The sequence below is a fragment of the Brotaphodocola sp. genome (assembly GCF_050873065.1).
Lineage (GTDB): Bacteria > Bacillota > Clostridia > Lachnospirales > Lachnospiraceae > Brotaphodocola.
Window position 1 is genome coordinate 22,561 of record NZ_JBNMIC010000028.1, and the last position, 16,883, is coordinate 39,443.

The following is a 16,883-nucleotide window of genomic DNA, read 5'->3' on the forward strand; positions in this document are numbered from 1 at the left end:
CGTCATCCGTCAATCAGCCAAGCAGATTTTCAGGTCCGAAACCAAGCGGAAGAAGCTCCTCAAGCAGAAATTCCTGATAGGAATCCGCCCCATCCGGAAGAATGATTCGGAAAGTATGCGGATCACAGAATTCCCGCATCACCTGTCGGCAGACTCCGCATGGAGCCGTCACGCCATTTGCCACACCGTTCTTTCCTCCAATGATGCAGATTGCCTCAAACTCTCGCTCTCCCTCACTGACTGCCTTAAAGAATGCCGTGCGTTCCGCACAGTTTGTGGGCGTGTATGCCGCATTCTCGATGTTGCACCCGAGATAAATCTTTCCATCCTTTGTCAGAAGGGCTGCTCCTACCTGAAAATGGGAATACGGCGTGTAAGCACGCCCCATTGCCTCCGTCGCAGCTTCTATCAGCTTTTTCGTCTTCTCATCCGCATCCGCCTGCAAATACATGGCATGCAGATTTCCTGTCATCGCCTGATTTGACTCTCTCTGTTCTTTCTTTTCCATTTTCACCGCATTCATTGTGTTCCCGCTTCTATCCCTGTTATCCATCATCCCCGCTGTTATTCCGTCCTTTGCCTCGTCATTCATTTCGTTCATTTTTTATGTCTTTACGCGTTGTTTTTTTCTGCTTCTTCAAGAAGACGGACAATCCGGCTTGTTCCAAGGCGGTCTGCACCGAGCTCAAGGAATCTCTCTGCATCTTCCAGACTGGAGATTCCGCCCGCTGCCTTGATCTTCACGCCATCCCCGACGTGTCCCGCAAACAGCTCAATATCCTCAAACGTCGCTCCTGCCTTGGAAAATCCGGTCGATGTCTTGATAAAATCAGCGCCTGAAGATGTCACAACCTCACACATGCGAATCTTCTCTTCTTCGGTCAGCAGACACGTCTCAATGATGACTTTTAAGATTTTCTCGCCGCATGCATTCTTGAGTGTGCGGATCTCCTCTTCCACCAGATCATATCTGCCATCCTTGACCCAGCCGAGATTGATGACCATATCGATCTCATCTGCGCCATCTTTAAGCGCCTGACGCGTCTCAAACTCCTTGACCGCAGTTGTGTTGTATCCGTTCGGGAATCCGATGACGGTGCACACCGCCATCTTCTCCCCGACATATTCTTTTGCCTGTTTTACATAAGACGGCGGGATGCACACCGATGCCGTCTGAAAGCGGATTGCCTCATCACAGAGTTTCTCAATGTCTGCCCAGACCGCCGTCTGAGAAAGCTGTGTGTGATCCACGTAATGCGCGAGTTCTCTCTTCTCCATCTTCCTTTCCCCTTTCTTCCTTCTCCTGTTATCTCTGTTTCTCTCTGTTCGCTGTTATTTTGCCTTCTCAAGCAGTTCCTTGAGTTCTTCCACGGTGATCGGATAATGCTTATTGCAGAAATGACAGTTGACTTCGATCGTCTCCCCGTCATCGATCATGCTCTGGAGCTCCTTCTTTCCGACGCTGATCAGTGCCTTCTCAATTCTCTCCTTAGAACAGTTGCAGTGGAACTGAACCGGCATGGAATCCAGAATCTCCAGTCCAAATCCGCCTAAAACTTTCTGAAGAATCTGTTCCGGCGTATTTCCGGCGTCAAGCAGAGAGGTGATCGATGTGATCTCTTTGAGTCTCTCCTCAAGACCGGAAATGATCTCCTCGGATGCACCCGGCATCAGCTGGATGATAAATCCGCCGGCCTGACGAACCGTGTTGTCCTTATTCATCAGCACTCCGAGTGCCACGCTTGACGGAGTCTGCTCAGACGTTGCAAAGTAATACGTCAGATCTTCCGCAATCTCACTTGTCACAAGCTGGGTCTGGCCGACATACGGCTCTTTCAGACCGATATCCTTGATGACGCTGAGTACACCGATTCCGACTGCACCGCCGACATCGAGCTTTCCAAACTCGTTCGGAGGAAGCATCACCTGCGGATCTCCGACATAGCCTTTTACATTTCCGTGGGAATCTGCAGTCACCGTGATTCCATGAATCGGTCCGTCTCCGTTGATCTTTAAGGTCAGAAGATCCTGATCTCCCTTCATCATCGAGCCCATCAGCGCTCCTGCGGTCATCAGACGTCCAAGTGCGGCAGATGCCACCGGACTTAAATTATGCGCTGCACGCGCATATTCCACCATATCTCTGGTTGTTGCAGCAAATGCACGAATCTGTCCCTCTGCTGCCGTTGCACGAATCATATAATCTCCCATCGTCTATCCCTCTATTCCTTTCCGCGCTCCCGCGCAATCACATATACTCTCTCACTTTCTTCTGTCGGCGGTTCATGTGTAAATGCATCATAAATCGCCACAAGGTCCATTCCGCCCTCCGCAATCGCCTTTTTGACGGTTTCCAGCTCATAGGCCCGCTGATAGTGCGTCTCCTCATACTTTCCGTATCGTCCGTCGTCTTCACGGATGAAAAGCGTCAGGTCATACTCATTGACCATCTCCTCCTCATCGTAGAAATTCTCCCAGATAAAACTGCTCTCATCCCGGTTCTCGGCAATCGTCTGCTCTCCGAGTTCCTCCCGGTACTTGTACACGGTGTTGAGATCAAAGATAAAGACTCCGCCCGGATCCAAATAATTGTTTGCAAGGCGGACAACCTGGACGAGATCCTCGTACTCCATCAGATAATTCATGGAATCGCAGATGCTCACAACCGCCCGGACGGTCCCGTACAGTTCAAATTCCCGCATATCCTGCTGAAGGTACAAAATCCCCTTCGGCTCCTCGGCCTCCTTCTGTGCCGCAATCTCGAGCATTTCTTCGGAAATATCCACTCCGATCATATCATAGCCACGATCCGCTAAAAGCCGCGTCAGCTTTCCTGTTCCGCACCCGAGATCGAGAACGAGTCCGTCCGTCACCTCATATTCTCTCAAAAGTCCGGTCAGATACTCACACCACTCCTCATAGGGAATGTTGTCCATAAACAGATCGTACACCGCCGCAAATCCTGTGTATGCTTCCATCGTTTCTCTTTCACCTCTTTTGCAACTAATAGTTTTCTGCCTGTAAATACCTGCAAACAGCAACTCATTCCATTCTTTCCATGTGGCAAAAAGAGCAGGTGCACCCCGCCGTAAACCGGATACTCCTGCTCCTCTTTTCACCTCTTATGGCCTTGCTGTTCACACACTGCGCAAACATCAACGGCCATACACGGTATTCTCTCGCAACTTATGCGTTCTTGCCGCAGCACTTCTTGTACTTCTTACCGCTTCCGCACGGGCACGGATCGTTCGGGAAAATCTTCTTTCCCTTGCGGATTGTACCGGATGCCTTCTGCTTCTTGTAAAGCTCCTTACGGGTCTCCTCGCTCAGGATGGAATCCCACTGCGGAAGCTCATACAGCCAGGAAGCCTTTGCCTCTACCATGTTGTAGTACAGCTTCTCCGGATCGATCTCGATCTTCACCTCGGTATCCTCCTCCATGGTGTCGATCGGGTTCTCGTAACCCTTCAGGCTCTCGTTGATTCCATCGAGGAATCCGGTCATGATCAGAACCTCGGTACCGTACTTCTCAGCCAGTCCCTTAACGGTTCCGGTAACAACCTCAGTCGGGTTGGAAAGAATCTGCTCGTAGATGCCCTTCTCGATGGTGAAGTAACCGTTCCACAGGTTCTCCTTCTCTTTATCGCTCAAACCATTGCCGTAAGCAAGGTTTCTCCATGTCTCTAATAATGCCATGACTTTGTTTCCTTCCTTCGTTTTCTTACATGATAAATGTTTCTTAATTTTTTACTGAATGTTTACTAAAACGCGTCTCAAAATTTGTTCTGCAAGTTTTTCAGGTATACACGCTTTAGGCACAGATTTCCCTCTGTACAGATTCCTACATAGTATATAACAAGTACGGCGATTTTGCAAATCTTTTCTTATTTTCTGTACAGATACTCCGGCAGACCATCCTTCATCGGGCGCACCGGCTCCCCCTGAATCAGCGGGCGCACATAGGTGAGAAATTCCTCTGAGACATCATTTCCATTTACAATCCACTCCATCGGTACCGGCTTTTCCTGATTGCAGATCAGGTTGACATCCTCGGTTGCACACTCCATCTGATACGGGTCATCTCCGGTTCTCTTGAACGCAATCATCACACCGGTCTTTCCGGAAAGTGCAGCCTTTACGCCCTCGCTTCCCGCAAGTGCCGCCTCCTCAATGTCCGTCAGGGAGGACTCGATTCCGCTGCATCTCTGGCTCACGTTAAGCTCCACCGAGCGGACCTTGATTCCGAGCTGACGGCGCACAAAGCTCTCAAGCACCTTTCCGCAGCCGGTCAGCATCTTGTGACCGAAGTTGTCGACCATCGCCTCATCCCCGTACTCACAGATAAAAGTTCCGGATGCATCGGAGATTCCCTCGGACACGCAGACAATCACGCTGTTTCTCTTCTCAAGCGCTTTTTCAAGATCTCTCGCAAAATCTCCCAGCTCAAAGTTTGACTCCGGCAGGTAGATCAGCATCGGGTTATCCCCCGGGAATTTTCTTGCGAGAGCACTCGCAGCCGTCAGCCATCCTGCATGACGTCCCATGAGTTCCACAATCGTCACGGCTTTCTGCTGGTAGACAGACGCATCAAGCACGATCTCCCTGACTGTGGAAGCCACATATTTTGCCGCACTCGCATATCCCGGAGTGTGATCCGTCAGAATCAGATCGTTGTCGATCGTCTTCGGGATTCCGATGAAACGGATGTCGCTTCCATTCTCCGCCGCACAGCGGGACAGCTTACTCACCGTATCCATCGAATCATTTCCTCCGATATAGAAGAAATATCCGATATTTAAGTCTCTCAGCTTCTCAAAAATCGTCTGATAAAAAACTGCTGACAGATCTTCTGGCAGTTTGTAACGGCAGGATCCGAGATAAGCAGCCGGGGTCAGCTTCAGAAGCTCTAACTCTCCCTCCGAGAGTTCTTCCCCTAAATCCATGTACTTATCCTGCAAAAATCCCTCGATTCCGTTGATCATTCCATATACATGACCAATCTCCTCTGACTTCAGTGCCTCACGGATAACTCCGTAAAGGCTTGCATTAATCACTGCGGTAGGGCCGCCAGACTGACCGACAATCACGTTTTTCATCTTTGTAATTTTCCTTCCTGTTTTTCTCCTGTTTTCTTATTTTCTTGACTGTTGATAGTTGATGATTGATGGTTGATGGTTGATGGTTGATTTTTTTATTCTAAGTTTTAGGATTTTGCCAATCAACCTGAACTCATTCTTGTTCTTAGTCACCTTGCTTTGATTTCTCTCAAGAAAATTATAAGGGTTTCCGCAGACAACGTCAACCTGTGTTTCTTTTATAACAAGGCTCTCATAAAACAGTAAAATCTATCTCCATCCACCACCAAAATGCAAATAAGACTATCAGAATCGTTCTGACAGTCTTATTGCTTCATCTATTATTTTTAGCAGGAGAATCCATTTGCAGGTGAATCATTACTTTACCAGATAACCACCATCTACCGGAATGGTTGCACCATTTAAGTAATCTGATGCGGAAGAGGCGAGGAAGAGAACCGGTCCCTTCAGATCATCCGGAGTTCCCCATCTGCCTGCCGGAATTCTCACTGTGCACTCATCTTTTCTCGCCTGAGTCATATTTGCACACATCTCGGTATCCATATATCCCGGGCAAATGCAGTTAATGTTGATTCCTCTTCCGGCACAGTCAACTGCAAGGCTCTTCGTCAGCTGAGAAACTGCACCCTTCGATGCGGTGTATGCCGGAACCGTCGTTCCTCCAAACCAAGTTACCATGGAACCGATCGTGATAATCTTGCCGCCCGTCTTCTGCTTGAGCATTACTTTCAAAGCCTTCTGAATCATCAGGAATACTGCATTCAAGTTGATGTTTAAGACGAGATCCCACTCCTCAATTGGGAACTCTTCCGGGAGATGACGGCGCTGAATTCCCGCTGCCGGAATCAGGACATCCAGACGTCCGTCAAGAATCTCCATCGCCTCCTTGAAAACGCGGTCCACATCCGCACGATCTGCCAGATTTCCGCATACGCCGTATGCCTCGTATCCCATCTCGCGATACTCCTTGCACACCTGCTCCAGCTTCTCTTTCTGCACATCAATCAGGACAACCTTACATCCGTTCTCCAAAAGTCCTTCTGCCATACCTCTTGAAAGTCCCTGAGCGCCTCCGGTGACAATTGCATTCTTTCCTGCTACATCAAACATTTTCTTGTAATCATACTTCATGGCTGTTTCTCCTTTTTCTCTATTTTTTCTTTCTTTTTGCTTTTATCTTGTCTACGTTTTTTCTCTACCTGTCTCTTGCCAGTCTCAGCGTTTCTTTAATCAAACAGGATTACCATCTTCTTGGATTCCAGAGTCGGATGATCCATGTTGTAAAATACCTTGTCGATCTCAGAGAACGGGATAAACATCGTTGCGATTCCCTTTGTGTTCAGCTCTCCCTTCTCCATGCGCTCAATCGTCGGCTCAAACTGGAAGCAGGACATTCTCGAACCAATGATGTCAAGCTCTCTCTGGTTGATCATCGCCTGCGTAATCTCTTCTTTTCCTGTCGAGAATCCGAGAGGAATCATACGTCCCGCATTGCAGAGGATTCCCGGCTGCATGCACATGGTAAGAGACCCCGGGAAGCAGGCAGAATCAAAAGCTACCGTCACGCCATGGCCTTCTGTGATCTCCTGAATCCGCTTTACGATATCCTCCGTCTTGGAATTGATCACATAATCTGCGCCATATCCCTTTGCGCGATCTAAGGATGCCTCATCCACATCGCAGCAGATCACAGTCTTGCATCCCTTCGCCTTGCAGGTCTGAAGAATGATCGAACCGATCGTTCCTGTTCCGAGAATGAAGACGACATCATCCGGAACGATTCTCGCGCGACTCGTGCAATGTCCGCCGATCGCATACGGCTCCACGAGAGCTGCATCCTTCCAGTCAACAGAATCACTGATCTTGTACACTTCCTTTGCCGGTGCTGTGAAATACTCTCTCCAGCCGCCGTCTGCACCTGATCCGCGCACCTTCACATGCTCACAGACATTCTTTCTTCCGATTCTGCACTGATAACAGGTTCCGCAGGTCGAAATCAGATCAACAATAACATGATCTCCAACCTTCACATTCTTGACATTCTTTCCAACCTTGGCAATCACTCCCGCATTCTCATGACCCGGAATGCGCGGATAGGTGGAACAAGGATTCAGTCCGTGATAGATGTGATGATCACTTCCGCAGACACCGGCAGATTTCATCTGGATCAGAACCTCATCCTCATTCTGAAGCTCCGGAACCGGAACTTCTCTCACCTCATACTCGTGCGGTTTTACTACTACAACTTCCTTCATCGTATTTTTCATTGTAATATACCTCCTTTTTGTACAGAACTCTCATCTTTCCTATTTTCCATTCCTGCATGGACTGGATGGATCATTTTGACTTTTCTGATTCTTTTTAACTCTTTTTGATTCTTTTTATTTGTTAATTTGAATTACTTCCGCAAAAATTTCTGCTCCTCGATTTCCGATTTTTTCTGTTCTTTCTGATCTCATTTTTATCAGGAAATCAGACTCGGAAGCAGCGTCGACAGCGCCGGTACCAGTGCAAAAAGGATTCCACACAAAATCTCAACCAGAACAAACGGTACCAGTTGTTTTGAGACACCGCCCACGGAGCGTTTGCTGATTCCGCATGCGACAAACATACAAGTTCCGAATGGCGGAGTTGCCTGTCCCATCGCTAACAGGAATACAAACACAAGTCCAAACTGAACTGGATTAATTCCAAATGCCGCTGCAATCGGTGCCAGAATCGGTGCTAAAATCAGGTTTGTCGCACCAACCTCGAGGAACATTCCGCAAATCGTCAGCAAGATGATGATAATTGCCCAGAACATGTATTTTCCGGAAACGTAGGAAAGCATGAACTCTGTCACATACTGCGGAATCTGATAATAAGAAATCAGCCATCCAAACATCTGCGCTGTCACAACCAGAATCATCAGGTTCGCCGTTCCGACAGCAGTATTCTGAATGATCTCCCATACACTCTTGAGCGTCACTTCGCGGTAAATCAGCAGACATACCAGAAGTCCATACACAACTGCCACAACTGCGGATTCCGTCGGAGTGAAAATTCCGGCATAGATTCCTCCGAGAATGATCACCGGCATAATCAAAGCCCAGACCGCATCCTTAAAAGAGAGAAGGAAACGCTTGAAAGAAAATCCGTCCGCCTTCGGGAAATTATATTTTTTTGCCTTGTAAAAAGCATAGATACAGAGGCAGACACAGCAGATGATTCCCGGAAGCATGCCCGCCATCAGAAGATCTCCGACTGCAACACCTGTGATATTTCCATAGATAACCATAACGATGCTCGGCGGAATGACGATTCCGAGTGTTCCTCCGATCGCCTGAACTGCTGCCGAATAATCTTCCGGATATCCGCGCTCAACCATCTCCGGGTACATCAGACCACCGATCGCTGCGGTCGTCGCAACGGAAGAACCGGAGATTGCCGCAAAAAACGTACATGCCACGATCGACACCAGAGAGATGCCTCCCGAGATCCAGCCGACAAGGGAATCCGCAAACGCGACAAGACGTTTTGAGAGTCCGCCTTTCGACATGATGTCACCTGCCAGCATGAATGCCGGAATCGCGAGCATCGAAAAGCTATTGGAGTTTGCAAAAATTCTCTGAGAAATCACCACAAATGTTAATTTCGGATCGAGAAGGACTGCTGTGATACACGCAAGTCCCAGCGCCCAAGTAATCTCAAAGCCAAGCGCCATCGCAACGATCAGAACCACAATCAAGGCTATTGCTGCTGTCTGCATTTATTTTTCCTCCTTTCCCGATACCTGACGCACATAAGTCTGATAAATATCCATGAGAGCTGCCAGCACGTTCAGCACAAATCCAACCAGAATAATGCTGTACAGAAAACTCATCGGAATGCTCATTGCCGGGCTTGTTTGATAACCGCCAATCTCAATCAGCTTAAACGCACTGTACATAAAAATAACATTTACAAATAATGCCACAAAACGGCGAACCAGATTCATGACTACCGCAGCTTTTCCTTTCAGGTAATTGTCAATGATCTCGATTCTCACCATCATGTGATTGCTCATTGCGAGATTGACACCGAGAACAATCACCGCAACGAATAAATAACGCGACAATTCCTCCGACCAGGAGAGACTTCTAAATATTACAAAGCGACAGAAAGTCTGCAAAAATACAACTGCAATCATGGCAGTCAATGCAATGCTGATCACCGCTGTGACCACTTTCTGCATTGCCAGAAACGCTCGAATTATCTGCTTCATTCTCGTCCTCCCACCTAATTTGTCTTCAGTGCCCGGATATCCGACATCACTTTTCCATAATCTTTCTCCCAAGTCTCATACAAAGAGGAAGCTGCATCAATAAATGGCTGTTTTTCCGGATAGGTAACGGTCATTCCCTGCTCTTGGAGCTGTTCCACAGCTTCTGCATCCATCTGGCGGCTGAGTACTCTCTCCTTCTGGCTGCACTCATCCATGACCTCCTTGAAAATTTTCTGGTCTTCCTCGCTCAACGACGCCCAGGTTGTCGGGCTCATAATCAGAAATACGGTAGAGTATGCATGCTCCGTAATTGCAAGATGACTGTTGACCTGTGCCACATTGTTTGTCAGAATAACCGTAGACGGGTTCTCCTGTCCATCGAGAGCACCCTGCTGAAGTGCGGTGTATGCCTCGCCCCATGCCATCGGGGTTGCATCCGCTCCGAGTGCCTTCCAGAACGCGATATGAATCTGGTTCTCCATCGTGCGGATCTTGAGTCCCTTGATGTCGTCAACCGAATTGATATCCTTTTTTCCGTTTGTCAGATTTCTGAATCCGGACTCCCAGATTCCAAGACCGACAAGCTGCACGCCGGAGAGCCGTTCCAGAAAAGAATCCCCAATCTCTCCCAGAAATACACGGTCTGCCTGATCGGTCGATGTGATCAGATACGGAATATCCAATGCCTGAAAATCGCTGATAAAGTTTCCAAGTGTAGACTGATTGACCACCGCAATGTCGATCGTTCCCATCTGACATCCCTCAATCGTGTCAATCTCTGCTCCGAGCTGTCCGTTGTGATAAACTTCGATTTTATATCTTCCGTCTGTCCGATCATAAATTTCATCGGCAAACTCATTCATGCTCTGTCCGATCGCTCCTGTCTCCGAGGAAGTCTGCGCCATGCGAAGCGTAATCGTTCCATCAGAGGATACCATTGGTTTTGAATCGTGCCAGATTGCGACCGCGCCTGCCACAAATGCGCCCACCGCTACGAGCACTGCTACTTGTGTGCGTTTCATTCTAATCCCTCCCAGTACAAAGATGCCCCTCGCTTACGGTGTCTGGAGCGCTCCGTCTTTCCTTCTCGTCTGCGTCCAACGGGTAACGGTATTTTCACACGGATATTTCTCTGCCTCTTTTTCATTCAGATCCACGCCAAGTCCCGGCTTATCATTCGCATATACATAACCGTCCCGATATTCCGGAAGACCCGGGAAGACTTCAAGAAGTGCTCCGTGCGGTCCTTTCAGATCCTGAATCACATAGTTCGGAGGTTCAATTCCCGACCACTCCTGTACGCCAAAATTCTGTGCCGCCAGATCAATATGGATATTGGCAGCATGCGCGATCGGAGACATATCTCCCGGTCCATGCCATGCAGTGCGCACCCCAAACTGCTCTGCAAAGATCTGAAGCTTTCTCGCCGGAGTGATTCCTCCGATCTGGCTGATGTGGACACGGATAAAATCAATCAGCTGCTCACTGATCAGATGCTTCCATTCTGCCGGATTGTTGAAGAGTTCTCCTTCTGCAATCGGAATGCTCGTCTGAGCGCGCAGACGGCGAAGCCAGTCAGTCTGCTCGATCGACACGGGATCTTCGAGGAAAAACAGATCAAACGGTTCCAACTGCTGTGCCAGACGGATCGCCTCAACCGGAGCGATTCTCTCATGGACATCGTGAACCAGATTCATCTCATATCCGATCTTATTTCGGATTCCTTCAAACAGCTTTACTGTATCACGGATATAAGACTTGGAGTCGAGATAGATGCCGGGAAGGGAGCCCGCCGGAGCATCCTTCGGTGTATTTCCATAATCTTCTCCACCGTATCCACCGCACTGGCAGCGGATCGTCTTGATTCCCATCTCCCGGAAACGCTCAATGTTTTCACAGAGTTCCTCGAGATCTCTTCCATCCGCATGGCGGTAAACCGGAATTCCCTGACGGCATTTTCCTCCAAACAGCTGATATACCGGCATTCCTGCCATCTTTCCCTTGATGTCCCAGAGTGCCATATCTACACCGGAGATCGCATTGTTCTCCGCCGGTCCGTTTCTCCAGTAGGCGTTCTGATGCATCAGCTGCCAGATCTCCTCTATATTCTCTGCATCCCGTCCTCTCAGAAGCGGATCAAGATACTCCTCCACGATGGTTTTTACCGCAAGATGCCGGTAAGCAAAAGTTGCGCAACCCAGACCATATAATCCCGGCTGATTCGTCTCTACCTTCACAACCACAAGATTGATTCCTTCTGGTGCGGTACAGATTACCCGTACTTTGCTGATTGTTACTGCCATCCTTATACCCCTTTCTTGTAAGTCGTCTGACAAGTTGTCTTTTTGTTTAAGGCTGCCATTTGACAGCCTTTCTTGTTCCCTGTTTCTCATCTTATCTTGTCTGACAAGTTATACTGTGATTATAATCACCCTTGTCTGTTTTGTCAACTACTTTGTCTGCCTTTTTGTCTCAAATGCAATCTTTTGTCTATTTTTCATATTTTAAAGTCATATTTTTGTGCAGAATATACTAGACACTATTCCTTTTGGGATTCCATCTCTCTGCTTTGGCTGTTCAACTTATCAATTCCCATCTGGAGATGATCAAACATGCTCTCGCGCGCCCGCTTTGCATCCCCTTTCTTGATCGCATCCAGAATCAAGCGGTGATAATAGATTCCATCTTTAAATCCAAAGAGCTGAAACGTCCGCGCCTGATCTCGCCCTGCCTCCTCAAACACCTTGCTCATACTCTTCTCCAGAAGCAGATTCTCCGAGGCATTGCAAATCAGCTCATGAAATCGAAGATCCGCCGCGATAAACGCTTTCTGATTCTCCTTGTTTCCTGCCATCTCATCGAGTGCCTTTTGAAGCTGATCAATCAACTCGTCCGTCGCATTCTCCGTCGCAAGATAACACGCTTCCGGTTCAACAATCCGTCGAAATTCCAACACTTTCTGCGTATCTTTGCAGTCCTGGGCAGTGATTTTCCCGTCTCCCGCTCCTCCCTCATCCACCTCATCATCGAGAAGAAAAGTTCCCTTTCCGTGACGGCTCTCAAGCACCCCGATCCCGACTAACTGCTGAATGGCGGTTCGGATACTCGCACGGCTCACACCTAGAGTCTCCGTGAGCTGATTCTCCGATGGAATCTTCTCCCCGACTTTCCATTCTCCGGAAACAATCTTCTCCTTAAAATACTGAACAATCTGGTCCGTGATGTTTGAACGCGAAATAATCATAAACTTTCCTCTCTCCCTTTTTATTTATGTAATCACGGTTTTCGCCCCTTTTCTGTCCCTCTGATTTGTCAGACAACCGTACAACATACTTTTATTATACGAATCATCAATTTCTTTGTCAATCAATTATCAATTTCCTGTCAGCCAAAACAAACAGACCCCCTCATCTGTCAGCCATTCTGTACAGATAAGGGGGCCCAAATACTAAAACTTCTTTATTCTCTATTCCATTTTTTTCAGATAATGTCTCACTGTCACGCAGCAGTAAATCAGCGCAAACAGCCATGCCATCGGATTTGAGAGGCAGATCGCCGTAAATCCCATCCCGCAGACTGCAAGAAGACCGCCAAGGCTTCGCCCGACAAGCTCTCCAATTCCGGAAATGATTGCCTGAAAACTGTATCCCAGACCCTGAAGCGTATTTCTCATAATCATCAGAGAGCCGTGGATAAAGAACAGAAAACTCATGATAAAAAGATACTGAACCGCCTCAAGTGCCACTTCACTCTGCGTCTCTCCGAGCACAAGACCGACAAACGGCTTTTTTAAGAAGAAAATTGCGATCCATACAACCACGCAGTAGATGTACTGGATTTTGAGTCCGCTCTTGATGCCTTCCTTAATGCGGTCAATCCGCCCTGCACCGTAATTCTGTCCGGTATAAGTTGCCATCGCCATGCCGACGCTCTCCATCGGAAGCGTAAACATCTGGCGGATCTTCTCTCCCGCTGTCTGGGCTGCCACTGCAATGCTTCCGAGACTGTTGATCGCCCCCTGCATCACAACAGCTCCGATTGCCGAGACAGAATACTCAAATCCCATCGGAAGACCGACGACACAGAGGCGCTTTGCATGATAACCGCTGATCTGAAATCCATTTTTCCATCCCTGCATCAGACGGATGCGGAACAGCAGCCAGTACATATCGAGAATTCCGCTGATCAGCTGGCTGATGACAGTCGCCCACGCCGCTCCCGCAACTCCGCCGTTCATCGGCACAATGAACAGGTAATCCAGCGCGATGTTGAGCACACTCGAGAAGAGCAGGAAATAAAACGGATGTTTGGAATCCCCGACTCCTCTGAGCGCACTCGCCGAATAGTTGTAGAGTATCGTGGCAGGAATTCCAAGAAAGATGATCTTGATGTATTCCACCGCCATTCCGAGAATGTCCTCCGGCGTCCGGATCAGTCTCAGCAGAGGCTCCGCCATCAGCACCGTCACAACAGTCAGAACTGCACCGATCACCGCTGCAAGAATCACTCCATTCACGAAAAATGTCTGCAATTCTCTCCGGTCATGTGCGCCGAAACTCTGCGAGATCAGGATTCCAAATCCCACACAGAGTCCCTGCACAAATCCCAGAATCAGAAAGTTCAGGGAATACGTCGTGCCGACCGCCGCCAATGCAGAAACGCCAATGAATCGTCCCACAATGACGGTATCCGCAAAACTGTAAAGCTGTTGAAACACCGTTCCGAGCACAAGCGGAATGGAAAACAAAAACAGCTGTCTGATCGGACTTCCTGTCGTCAGATCCATTGTCGTTTCTTTGCTCATACTTGTCTTTTTCCTCTCATCCTATCTGTTTTTCTCTGTTCGGTTTCCGAGAAAACTTGTTCTTATTCTTCCACCATTCCAATCAGGTCAAATTTCTCCCTGGAAATGATAACTTTATAATTTTTCTTCTTCGGAACCGGATATTTTACCCAGATGGTTCTGTCTGAGAGATTGTAATACCATCCAGACTCAGCAGCATCCCATCCATCCTTAACAATATAACGGGTAATCTTCTCACCGTCAACTGTTACCCAGAATGCACCTTTCTGTTTGCTGACAAGTCTGATCGTCATCTTCTCTACCGGGCTTTCGTAAGATCCCTCTGTGTCAAAGGTGATTGCCGTCTGATCGCCTGCTTTCACATCGATCGTGGTCTTTGCATAGACACCATTCTTATAATCTTCCGTATGTCCATCATCATCGTACATCACAAAGCTGGTATCCGTATCTGCACTCACAAGAAGATCTACCTGTCTCATCGTATCGGCAAGAATGTGTTTTACATCTTCACTCGTCACATAGACACTGCTTCCTCTCAGGAACATCGGAATGCTTCCAAGCGTCACCGGAATTGTGATCGTCTGACCGCCCTCATACTCTCTCAGATTATCATTCATATCGAACCATCTGCATCCTGCCGGCAGATAGATCGTGCGGGTCTTTGCCCCCGGTTCCACAACGTTTGCGACAAGCACGCTCTTTCCGAACATAAAGGTCAGGTTCTCATCACTGTAACACTTCACGTCCTCCGGGAACTCCAAAAACAGCGGACGCATCGCCGGCATGCCGTTCTGGTTTGCCTCATACATCAGGCTGTACAGATACGGAAGCATGCGGTAACGCTGTGCATATGCTGCTCTCACATACTCCATATTTTCTTCGTACATCCATGGCTGAGTCACGGTATTGTCGTTGTTTGCTGAATTTAAGCAGAAGCGCGGCTGGAAGATACCACTCTGGATCCAGCGAAGCAGAAGTTCCGCCTCCGGAGCGCCGCCCGCAAAACCGCCAATATCACAGCCCATGTTTGCGCAGCCGGAAAGTCCCATTCCCATGATCGTCGCAATGTTGAACTTTACGGTTCTCCAGTCAGTCAGGTTATCACCGCCCCAGACCTGCGCGTATCTCTGGATTCCTGCGTAACCTGCACGGTTGATGATGTACGGACGCTCTCCCGGATATACATCTGCAAGTGCCTGCTTTGCCAGAAATGCCATCAGATTCGAGTGAAGGATCTTGAGCTCTGCCATCGTTCCGCCCTCTCCCTCAAAATCACACTTTGCATTTCGATCCTCGACACCATCCATCTCACAGTTGTCGTTCCAGACCGTCTTCGTTCCCATCTTTAAGATACGCTCTTCCAGAAGATTCTTCCAGACTTCTCTCGACTTTGGATTTGTGAAATCGAAGAAACGGCCTTCACCGCCCCACCATCTGCCATAGTAATCGCCGTTTCCGTCCGGATTCTTGATGAAAACATCATTTTTCTCAAAAAGATCCATATACGGATGATTTTTCAGAATACCCGGCTTCAGGTTCGGAATCACATTGATTCCACGCGCATTCATCTTGTCAAAGAATTCCTTTGGATTCGGGAATCTCTTATAGTTCCAGTTAAACACATAGCGAAGATTGTCTTCCTCGCCGCTTGAATAACCGGAAGCAAGCCAGAAATTATCGATCAGAATTTCCTCTTTCTCATGCTTGTCGATGACCTGATAAATTTCCTTGTCACAGTCTTTCTCCAGCTCTGCATAATACATCGTCGAAGCACAGTAACCGAGTGACTGTTTGGTCGGCAGCGCACTGCGTCCCGTGAGCATTGTGTAGCGGTCAATGACAGCGGACATCTCCGGTCCATTGAGCAGGAAGAGGTCGATGTCACCGCCATCCGTCTGATAGTAGCAGTAGCGATCCCAGTATCCGGAAAGTTCCTGTCCCATATCAAAGACACTGTCGTAGGAATTGTGGTAGAAAAGTCCGACTGCATGCAGGTTCTTCTCATTTACCCGAATATAGAACGGGATATGCTTGTACATCGGATCGCCGTGCTCCGGATCATGACCGATCGCATCCTTTGGAGACATTCTGAGTCTTCTGCCCTTCTTGTCGAGATGTCCGGTCTTCTCACCAAATCCATAGAAATGGTCGGTTGCCATATCGATCTTAGAGAAATGCGACAGACGGCCAAGCTGATCCTCCTCAAAGGCGCGCTCTCTTAAATCCTGATAAATAATTTTTCCATCCAGAGTCTTCAAGGTGAAATACAGAGGCTTCTTGTTGACTTCGAGCGTACAGGTCTGAGTGGAAAATACCAGTTTCTTCTCCGTCTCCTCGCAAGGAACGTCCAGAGCCTGAATCCGCACTCTCTCTCCCTTTAAAAGGTCATCCATGCGGTCCTCCCACGCTGTCGTGACTAAGGTATAAGACTCCTCTTTAAAGTTTTTCTGAAAACTTACGCGGATACGGATCACATCATCCGTCATAAAAATCAGCAGAACATCTGCGGTGTCTCCGTGAAGAATATAGCCATTCTCTGTCTTTTCGATTGATTTGCATTCATGTAACAGCATTTTTCTTTCCTCTCGCTTTCTTATATATTAGGCGTTTGCGAAACGCCACAAGCCGCATAAATACGGCATTTTTTGTTACCTATAAACAAATAACTCCTCACCGGATATGGTATAATAGAGTTGACTAAAAACTATAAACCTACATCCAAGAAAGGAGTTATTCTGAT

At 48.1% G+C, this 16,883-nt stretch carries 15 protein-coding genes; all 15 read right to left on the reverse strand.

The annotated features are described in order from the left end of the window. Positions 1–13: 13 nt before the first annotated feature. Complete coding sequence (locus tag ACR0QE_RS08735) at positions 14–451, reverse strand: cytidine deaminase (protein WP_432627996.1); 438 nt, start codon at positions 449–451, stop codon at positions 14–16. A gap of 161 nt (positions 452–612) precedes the next feature. Continuing rightward, positions 613–1,278 (reverse strand): deoxyribose-phosphate aldolase, encoded by a 666-nt coding sequence (gene deoC, locus ACR0QE_RS08740; RefSeq protein WP_432627981.1) that lies wholly within the window; start codon positions 1,276–1,278, stop codon positions 613–615. A 54-nt stretch (positions 1,279–1,332) separates the two neighbouring features. Next, positions 1,333–2,211: an Hsp33 family molecular chaperone HslO gene (gene hslO / locus ACR0QE_RS08745; RefSeq protein ID WP_432627982.1), complete on the reverse strand. Its 879-nt coding sequence runs from the start codon at positions 2,209–2,211 to the stop codon at positions 1,333–1,335. A gap of 11 nt (positions 2,212–2,222) precedes the next feature. Beyond that, positions 2,223–2,978, reverse strand: coding sequence for a class I SAM-dependent DNA methyltransferase (locus ACR0QE_RS08750; protein ID WP_432627983.1), 756 nt, complete (start codon positions 2,976–2,978; stop codon positions 2,223–2,225). 208 nt (positions 2,979–3,186) lie between these two features. Continuing rightward, positions 3,187–3,696 (reverse strand): SEC-C metal-binding domain-containing protein, encoded by a 510-nt coding sequence (locus ACR0QE_RS08755; protein ID WP_432627984.1) that lies wholly within the window; start codon positions 3,694–3,696, stop codon positions 3,187–3,189. A gap of 188 nt (positions 3,697–3,884) precedes the next feature. Further along, complete coding sequence (locus ACR0QE_RS08760; RefSeq protein ID WP_432627985.1) at positions 3,885–5,096, reverse strand: 6-phosphofructokinase; 1,212 nt, start codon at positions 5,094–5,096, stop codon at positions 3,885–3,887. Positions 5,097–5,453: 357 nt separating this feature from the next. Continuing rightward, a complete protein-coding gene (locus tag ACR0QE_RS08765; protein ID WP_432627986.1) occupies positions 5,454–6,227 on the reverse strand; it encodes an SDR family NAD(P)-dependent oxidoreductase in 774 nt (257 codons plus the stop codon). Between the two features lie 95 nt (positions 6,228–6,322). After that, positions 6,323–7,363 (reverse strand): zinc-dependent alcohol dehydrogenase, encoded by a 1,041-nt coding sequence (locus tag ACR0QE_RS08770; protein ID WP_432627987.1) that lies wholly within the window; start codon positions 7,361–7,363, stop codon positions 6,323–6,325. A gap of 197 nt (positions 7,364–7,560) precedes the next feature. Continuing rightward, positions 7,561–8,844, reverse strand: coding sequence for a TRAP transporter large permease (locus tag ACR0QE_RS08775; protein ID WP_432627988.1), 1,284 nt, complete (start codon positions 8,842–8,844; stop codon positions 7,561–7,563). Beyond that, on the reverse strand, positions 8,845–9,339 hold the full coding sequence (locus tag ACR0QE_RS08780; protein WP_432627989.1) for a TRAP transporter small permease: 495 nt from the start codon (positions 9,337–9,339) through the stop codon (positions 8,845–8,847). It abuts the gene before it with no gap. A 14-nt stretch (positions 9,340–9,353) separates the two neighbouring features. Next, positions 9,354–10,361, reverse strand: coding sequence for a TRAP transporter substrate-binding protein (locus tag ACR0QE_RS08785; RefSeq protein WP_432627990.1), 1,008 nt, complete (start codon positions 10,359–10,361; stop codon positions 9,354–9,356). A 33-nt stretch (positions 10,362–10,394) separates the two neighbouring features. Then, positions 10,395–11,642 carry an enolase C-terminal domain-like protein gene (locus ACR0QE_RS08790; protein WP_432627991.1) on the reverse strand — a complete coding sequence of 416 codons (1,248 nt, stop codon included), beginning with the start codon at positions 11,640–11,642 and terminating at the stop codon, positions 10,395–10,397. A gap of 236 nt (positions 11,643–11,878) precedes the next feature. Beyond that, the gene (locus ACR0QE_RS08795; protein WP_432627992.1) at positions 11,879–12,583 is read right to left on the reverse strand and encodes a FadR/GntR family transcriptional regulator; all 705 of its coding nucleotides are present in this window, start codon (positions 12,581–12,583) and stop codon (positions 11,879–11,881) included. A gap of 222 nt (positions 12,584–12,805) precedes the next feature. Then, the gene (locus ACR0QE_RS08800) at positions 12,806–14,143 is read right to left on the reverse strand and encodes an MATE family efflux transporter (protein ID WP_432627993.1); all 1,338 of its coding nucleotides are present in this window, start codon (positions 14,141–14,143) and stop codon (positions 12,806–12,808) included. Between the two features lie 62 nt (positions 14,144–14,205). Beyond that, complete coding sequence (locus tag ACR0QE_RS08805) at positions 14,206–16,716, reverse strand: TIM-barrel domain-containing protein (RefSeq protein ID WP_432627994.1); 2,511 nt, start codon at positions 16,714–16,716, stop codon at positions 14,206–14,208. Positions 16,717–16,883 lie beyond the last annotated feature (167 nt).